Here is a 7,670-nt window from a genome sequence, read left to right as displayed (position 1 = left end):
GCCTCTTTCAGATACGCCATAAAGGTAGCTTCTAGTGTGGGTAAGCCACGCGACGCTAGTAGCTTCTCAGGGGTGTCGGTAGCCAATACGCGCCCGGCATGCATCAAAGCGATCCGGTCGCAGCGCATTGCCTCGTTCATGAAGTGGGTGGAGATAAAGATCGTCACTCCCTCTCCACGGGAGATCTGCCCTAACAGCAGCCAGAAGTTATCGCGTGCTATCGGATCCACCCCGGAGGTGGGTTCATCAAGAATCAATAACTCAGGTCGGTGAATAACTGCCACCGCCAACGACAGCCGTTGACGCACTCCCAGTGGAAGCGCTGGCGGTAATTTGTCAGCCACTGCCGTGAGATCAAAGCGATCCAGCATCTCCCTCACGCGTGTGGCACGCTCAGCCTTAGGCAGATGAAACAGGTGCGCATGCAACTCAAGGTTCTGACGTAGCGTCAGTTCTGTATAGAGAGAAAAACCCTGGGACATGTAGCCCACCCGACTGCGCGTAGCAATATCGCGCGGATCGACGGGCTTATCGAACAGCAATGCCTTTCCTTCGCTGGCGGATAGTAGCCCGGTGAGCATCTTCATCGTGGTGGTCTTCCCACAACCATTGGATCCCAGGAAACCAAATATTTCACCGCGCTCGATACGAAAGTCGGCGCGATCCACGGCGACAAAATCGCCGAACCGCTTGGTCAGTCCATGGGCCTCGATGGCTATATTGGCATCAGGTTGGCGGGGCGATATTTTGAACTCTCGATACCTGCGCCGTTTAGTCTCAGGCAACAACCTGATAAAAGCTTCCTCGAGCGTTGCACTTCCCGTCGCTGCCAGCAGATCGTTAGGCGCGCCAGTATTCAATACCTGCCCGTCATCCATCACCACCAACCAGTCGAAGTTTCGAGCCTCCTCCATATAGGCAGTGGCGACTAACACGCTCATACCTGGACGCTTGCTCCGTATCCGCCCAATCAGGTCCCAAAACTGAGCCCGTGATAAAGGATCGACGCCCGTGGTGGGTTCATCGAGTATCAACAGGTCGGGATCGTGGATCAGCGCACAGCATAACCCCAGCTTTTGCTTCATACCGCCGGAGAGCTTGCCGACAGGGCGTTCCGTGAACCTAGCCAGCCCAGTACTATGCAAAAGTTCGGCAATACGACTATGCCGGCTCTGGCGATCCAGACCGAATAGACGGCCGAAGAAATCGAGATTTTCAAAGACTGTCAGGGTGGGATAGAGGTTCTTTCCCAACCCCTGAGGCATATAGGCAATCCGCCGACACACCTCTTTGCGATGCCGCCCTTCTGCCATGTCGCCGTCTAATACGACAACCCTACCCTGCTGAATTTTTCTGGCACCGGCAATCAGGGCCATCAGACTGGACTTACCGACGCCATCGGGCCCGATCAACCCCACCATACAGCCAGCGGGAATGGCCAAATTTAGACCGGATAACGCATGCACTGAACCATTGCGCAAGCTGACACCTTCCAGTCGCACTACAGATCCATCAATGGTCATGGCGTCACGTTGACCTTCAGTTCGTCGGGCCAATCGAGCGTATCATCAAGCTTGAGATAGGCCATGCCCGGCAAACCGGTTTTGACTTTGTCTAGGTGCTGTTCAAGTAGCGCGGGGTCGATACGGGCCTTGACCCGAAACATCAGCTTTTCACGTTCGCTAGCTGTCTCCACGGTCTTGGGAGTGAATTGGGCCACGCTGGAGACGTAGCTGACGTTAGCCTGGATTACATACTGAGGTGCTGCGTCCAGCACCAGGTACACGTCGGCACCCAACGCAACACGCCCGGCTTGACGCTCAGGCAGGAAAAAGGTCATGTAGACATCGGTCAGATCGACGAGGTTGAGTACCACACCCCCGGCTGGCAGCACTTCACCGGGCTGGGCGACACGATATTGAACCCTTGCCACCCGGTCGCTGCGCAGTTGACTGTCCTCAAGATCTGCCTCCAGCTTGTCCACTGTTGCGCTGGCTGCCTCAATGGCCGCCTGTGATTCAATAACCTTTGAATCGGCTGCCTCGATGGCTGCCAAGGCGGAGAGCACACCCGCACGTGCAGCGGCCAGCGCGGCTTCGGTACTCTCCAGGCTGGCCAAGTCATCGTCGAGTTGCTGCCTCGACAAGGCATTGCGAGCCACCAATGCCCGGGTGCGATCATAACGCTTGTGCGCTGCAGACAGCTCGGCGTCTCGTTGCAGCACGACGGCCTCAGCAGCCGTTTTTTCGCTCTGTCGTTGAGCTACTTGTGCCTGGGCGGTTCGTCTCGCACTCTCGGCTTGTCGAACCTGTGCCCTGGCCTGCCCCAGTTCGGCTTCTAGCACCTTCGTGTCCATACGCGCCAAGAGCTGATTCGGCTCGACCTGCTCCCCTTCGCCAACAAGCACCGCTTCGATACGACCCGCCTGCTTGGTAGCAATATCGATCTCTGTCGCTTCAATTCGCCCATTACCGCTGGCAAAACCATCACCCAGCCCCTCAGGTCGAAGCTCCAGCCACACCAACACACCGGCAATAAATACAACACCGGCAATTATTAACATTCGCCATACCACTTTTCTCAGCGTGGAGGGCACGATTCGGCATCCTTGACTAACTAGTCATTCAGAAGGAAAAGAGCGTATAACGGCTAGTGCCAGCATTGGTCTTTACAACCAGTATGAAACTAGAAAATGTAAACGTGGTGACGCAGATCAAGAATTTCTCAAGATATCTTGCATTCCTGATGTCAATTCCTGAATGAGTAGCGCTAAGCTCAATAGCCTGTCACTTCTGACTAGGAGGTTAGACATGCAAAATACTTGCGCGAAGAATAGGCCATTTGCTTTCGATGAAGCAAAAGCTTAAGAGGGAAGATCAATAACTGGCTTGCCGCCAAATATTTTATTACATACAGCTTGTTATTAAAGGCTCACCACATGGATGAGTTCTTGCCTAATTAGCGGCTGATTTTATTGAAACCTTGCAAGTTACCGGGCAGCCCGAAGGATGTTATGACTCCCCGGTAATGCTGGCTATATCAGGTACAGATAGCTTCTGTCTAGGGACTTCTGGTTCCCTCGCGGAATGTACTATCTGCCCGTGGGCCGCTGTCTAGTTGCGTAGTCGCCGGTTCATATTTAACAATCGTGCTATTAGGACCCGACCCCTTCTCAGCGAGTGCTACACCTGAGATAAGCACTAATGTAATCATTAATACCGCATTTAACATTTTCATGATTTTACTCCTTTTGCTTAACTAGTGTTGTTCCACCCCCTCAGCTGAAAAAGGTACGCACGAAAAGGCCTCTACAGATGATGAGAACCTATGTGGCTTCAGCGTCTACCGCATTGCAAACGCCATCTCCTTCTCACCCACCTATCTGGTATTTCATTACATTTTTTTGACTCCAAGCTAGTTAGAGTTGTCACCAACACATACATTATTAGCTTCAATAAGACTGAAACGCATTGCACAATACTGTCCATTTCTTGCCTGATTTGGTAATCGCCTCTCTCGAAAAAATATGGTGCCACATATAGAAAATGTAGGATTTTTATAAAGTAGGTGTGAGGAGATTCTGTAGAAAACAAGCGCGACAACACGTAACTCTGCTGGCAGTTATAGACTATTGAACGAATTAACGAACTCCAGAGAATATAACTACCGTTTATATAGTCTTTTTCGGGAATAGCAAACTTGAGCATTTTCAAGGCGGGAGTGGCGACGCTTGCAGTGATACCTTGCGTCACCATTTTCGTAGTAATGTTACTAAAAAATAGCCTACGTCAAGATTTTTGAGAATTATGCCAAGTTTAGGTGGGAGCGACAGAATTGTCTGTTTCCACTTCATTTTAGCATAGCCAGTGCTAAAAAACAGTTACTTAAATTACGCTTCCCACCTAAAAATGACATAACTTTTCAACCTCTTAATGTCAAAAAGACAACGACCGTTCACTCTGGTAAAGAAATCACTTCATTTAGGAACAGACATCTGCTGCCAAAATTTACCGCACTTACATTCTAATTATAAAGTGTGCTTTCCAAAAGAAGTTTCCAACACCTTTGCTTATTTACATAATTTGAGAGCGAATGAAGCCGTCGCATTAAGTCAATTAAGGCTATGCGCGCACGCTGATATGACATATTTGATTATAGAGACTTCTTAAAGCCCTATTCGCCGATGCCCCTTATATTAAGGAACACTCAGGATATCTCTTCGATCCTGGGAAGTGCTAAGGGACGATTGACGCGGTGATAGAGGAAGCGGTGCCCGCATATGTTTTTTGTCGCATTTTTTGCCCGCTTCCGTGGTCGAATAGATATAATTTATTGTGAAAAACTGCTTACGGCAACGTCGCACTAACCGCCTGTTGCATTCATAAACCTCACTATTTGAACCTCACCATCCGTGGTGAAGTGATGACGCTCAGGTTTTTCCTTCATGGCCGCCACAATGCTCGATTTAAGCCGCTGGGAGTCCCCCGGATAACGGCGCATTACGGCGCGTAAATCTACCGAGTGCTCATTGCCCAAGCAAAGGAGTAGTCGCCCTTCAGCCGTCACTCGAACACGATTACAGGCAGCGCAGAAATTGTGGCTATGGGGAGAAATAAAGCCAATCCGCGACTGGCTGTCTACCATGCGGTAATAACGGGATGGCCCTAGGGTGGTCTCGGTGGTGGGTAAGAGTTGATAGTGGTTTTCTATGGTCTCGCGTACCGCATCGGTGGAAAGAAAGGTTTCACCACGGTTATGCTCGCTGATAGCGCCCAACGGCATCTCCTCAATAAAGCTTATATCGACTTGTTCATCCCGGGCAAAGTTTACCAAGTCGATAATTTCGTCGTCATTGCGCCCCTTGAGCAATACGGCGTTGAGCTTAATCGACTGAAAGCCAGCGCGACGCGCTACACGGATACCCGCGACCACCTGATCAAGATCCCCCGTCCGGGTTAATGCTTTAAAGCGTTCGGGCTTTAGCGAGTCGAGGCTAATATTGAGTCGATGTAGCCCGCCTTGCCGCAAAGCATCGGCATGCTTGACCAACCCTGAGCCGTTGGTGGTCATCGCCAGCTCGCGCAGGCCTTCCAATGCACCGAGTTTTTGCACTAGCGTGAGTACGCCCTGGCGTACCAGCGGCTCACCGCCAGTTAGGCGGATTTTTTCCACCCCCAGCTCGACGAAGGCCTGCGACAGCGTGGCTATCTCTTCAAGGGTAAGCAGTTGGGCCCGAGGCAGGAACGTCATCTCCTCAGCCATGCAATAAACACAGCGGAAGTCACAACGATCAGTCACCGATATGCGCAGGTAACGCACCGTACGGCCAAACCCATCGACTAGCGCACTCATTCTGAGGGCTCCTCTGCTTGGGCACTGGCGTTAACGGGTAGCCGAGCTATGAGCCCTTTAACTTCGGCAGTGACCTCTTCAATGGTTTCCTCATCATAAAATTGGCCCCGCCGCTTACGCAGTCCGTTCTCATACAGCTTGACGTGCTCAGTGGGTATAACGCCCGCTTTGGAAAGACAGTGGCTGGCGCAGTGCATCTGGCACCCGTCAATGGCTATAATAGGGCGCCCGGAGCGGGCAATGCGCACCAGACCGGGCACACCACCGCCCACACCGGCAATGCAGGACATTTCCGCCTCTCCTGCATGGTCAAGTCGCAGGGCAACGCTATTGGCAAGTTGCGCCACATCAGAGCAGCCGGAGCAGGCATAAATCAGTGTGCGGGGTTTGTATTGTGAAGACATACCCTCTCCTATGAAAAACAAACGAGGTCAGTGGCCACGATAGGAAAAGCTGTTCAAGCGGCGAACTGATTGATGGGGTAATAGTGATAGGTGGCCCCTTCAGTTACCTGCGTGGCGGGGTTAATCATTAAATAACCATGGGCCTGGCTAGCCGCGCTGAGCATATGTGAGCCCTGCCCGCCCGCTAGCTGCGCCACGGGAGCCCCCTGTGACCAATCCATCACCACCCTTAGTAGCTCGCAACGCCCCTGGGGGCCACGCTGAGAAAAGCCCGCTTTTACCGGATAACGCTGTAGAGCCGCTACGGCTCTACCTTGCATGGCATGGATAAACGGCAGCGCCAGCAGCTGCCAGCCCACCAGGGAGGCCACAGGATTACCCGGCAGCGCCATTAACGGTGTGGAAGAGGCAGGCTCTGCGCCCAGATAACCGAACGCAAAGGGCTTCCCTGGCTTCATGGCGACACCATGAAAATGTAAGCCACCGCGCTGCTCGATCACTGGGCGTACATGATCCTCCTCGCCTACCGAAACGCCTCCGGTGCACATCACCACATCCGCAACGGTTTGTGCGTGCTCAAAGGCCTGATGCAATGACTGCGGTGAATCAGCGATGACGCCCAAATCCAGCACGTCGCACTGAGCTTGCGCTAGCAGTACGTTAAGCATGGCGCGGTTGCTGTCGTATACCTGTCCCGGTGATCGCACTGTACCTGGGGCAATCAGCTCATCGCCGGTGGAAAGCAGCGCCACCCTCAGACGCCGTTTGACAGTCACGGCATTGATTCCATGGCTTGCTAGCAGCGCAATCGACGCGGCATCAAGAAGCTTACCCGCAGCGAGCAGCGGGGTGCCTATGCGAGTCTCCTCGCCTTGGCGACGAATGTTAGCGCCTAGCACCAAGCTACCCTCGAGGTGTATATGCCCGCGCGGATCAAGAGTCACCCGCTCTTGAGGCACCACAATATCTGCCCCCATGGGCACCGGCGCGCCGGTAAAAATACGCGCGCAGCCTCCTTCCGGTAGCAGCATGACGCCTGCGCCAGCTGGTACGCGTTGGAGAATGGGTAAGCCTGCGCCGCGAGGTGCCGCTTGGTAATCAGCCAGACACAGCGCGTAACCATCCATAGCGCTATTGTCCACCCCCGGCATATCGAGAGGTGCGACCAGCGTTTCTGACAGCACTCGCCCCGCCGATTGTTCTAGGGTGATGCTTTCTACTGCATTAATGGGCCTGGCGGCGTCGATAAGCCGTTGGCGTGCATCAAGCAGATCTAACAAGCCGGGCGTGACTATTTCTGCGCAGTGACAGTTCATGAGCGCTCCACCTCATTGGAAGAAGTCGCTTTATGACGTCCACTGCACGGGGTCGCTGAAGGCAGCACCATGGCGGCGAAGTTGCAGGGCCGAGTGCGGGAGTCCAGCTGCAAAGCGATTATTTTTTCCCACGCCAACGCACACGCTTTGGGCGAACCGGGCATCGCAAACATCATCGTTCGGTTGGCCACCCCCGCTACGGCGCGAGACTGGATCGTCGCTGTACCGATGGTCTTCAGAGAGTAGTGGCGGAACAGCTCGCCATAACCCTCAATCGCTTTGTCGAACAGCGGTATCAACGCCTCGGGAGTAGTATCCCGATTGGTAAAGCCAGTGCCGCCATTAACCAGAATCGCGTGGATATCCGTTCGCGCAATCCATTCCGAGACCACAGCACGAACCTGATAGATATCATCAGGTACGATGCGTCTCTCTACCAGGATATGGCCGCTTTCGCTCAGATGTTCAACCAGCAGGTCACCGCTGCCATCTTCATCGAAACCACGGGTATCAGAAACCGTTAGCACCGCGATGCCAAGCGGAGTGAAAAGAGCATCTACAGGAACATGGGACATCAAGCCTCTCCTATTAGCTTTGC

General features: G+C 53.2%; 6 protein-coding genes. All 6 read right to left on the bottom strand.

Translation table 11 applies throughout. From position 1 onward, the window contains the following. On the bottom strand, positions 1–1,523 hold a 1,523-nt coding region (locus CXF87_RS08735), incomplete at its 3' end, for an ATP-binding cassette domain-containing protein (RefSeq protein ID WP_157826479.1). Further along, entirely contained in the window at positions 1,520–2,596 is a 1,077-nt protein-coding gene (locus tag CXF87_RS08730) for an HlyD family secretion protein (protein ID WP_232774813.1), read from the bottom strand. The genes CXF87_RS08730 and CXF87_RS08735, both read right to left, overlap by 4 nt. 1,766 nt (positions 2,597–4,362) lie before the next feature. Beyond that, positions 4,363–5,352 (bottom strand): GTP 3',8-cyclase MoaA, encoded by a 990-nt coding sequence (gene moaA, locus CXF87_RS08725; protein ID WP_101146359.1) that lies wholly within the window; start codon positions 5,350–5,352, stop codon positions 4,363–4,365. After that, on the bottom strand, positions 5,349–5,756 hold the full coding sequence (locus CXF87_RS08720) for a putative zinc-binding protein (protein ID WP_101146358.1): 408 nt from the start codon (positions 5,754–5,756) through the stop codon (positions 5,349–5,351). The genes moaA and CXF87_RS08720 overlap by 4 nt, the downstream gene beginning before the upstream one ends. 53 nt (positions 5,757–5,809) lie before the next feature. Further along, the gene (locus tag CXF87_RS08715; RefSeq protein WP_101146357.1) at positions 5,810–7,072 is read right to left on the bottom strand and encodes a molybdopterin molybdotransferase MoeA; all 1,263 of its coding nucleotides are present in this window, start codon (positions 7,070–7,072) and stop codon (positions 5,810–5,812) included. Then, a complete protein-coding gene (gene moaB / locus CXF87_RS08710) occupies positions 7,069–7,647 on the bottom strand; it encodes a molybdenum cofactor biosynthesis protein B (RefSeq protein WP_101146356.1) in 579 nt (192 codons plus the stop codon). The genes CXF87_RS08715 and moaB overlap by 4 nt, the downstream gene beginning before the upstream one ends. Positions 7,648–7,670 lie beyond the last annotated feature (23 nt).

Origin of the sequence: Halomonas sp. MES3-P3E (assembly GCF_002836035.1) — a bacterium.
Lineage (GTDB): Bacteria > Pseudomonadota > Gammaproteobacteria > Pseudomonadales > Halomonadaceae > Vreelandella > Vreelandella arctica.
The sequence above is the reverse complement of the archived record's forward strand: the minus strand, read 5'-3'. Positions and strand labels throughout refer to the sequence as shown.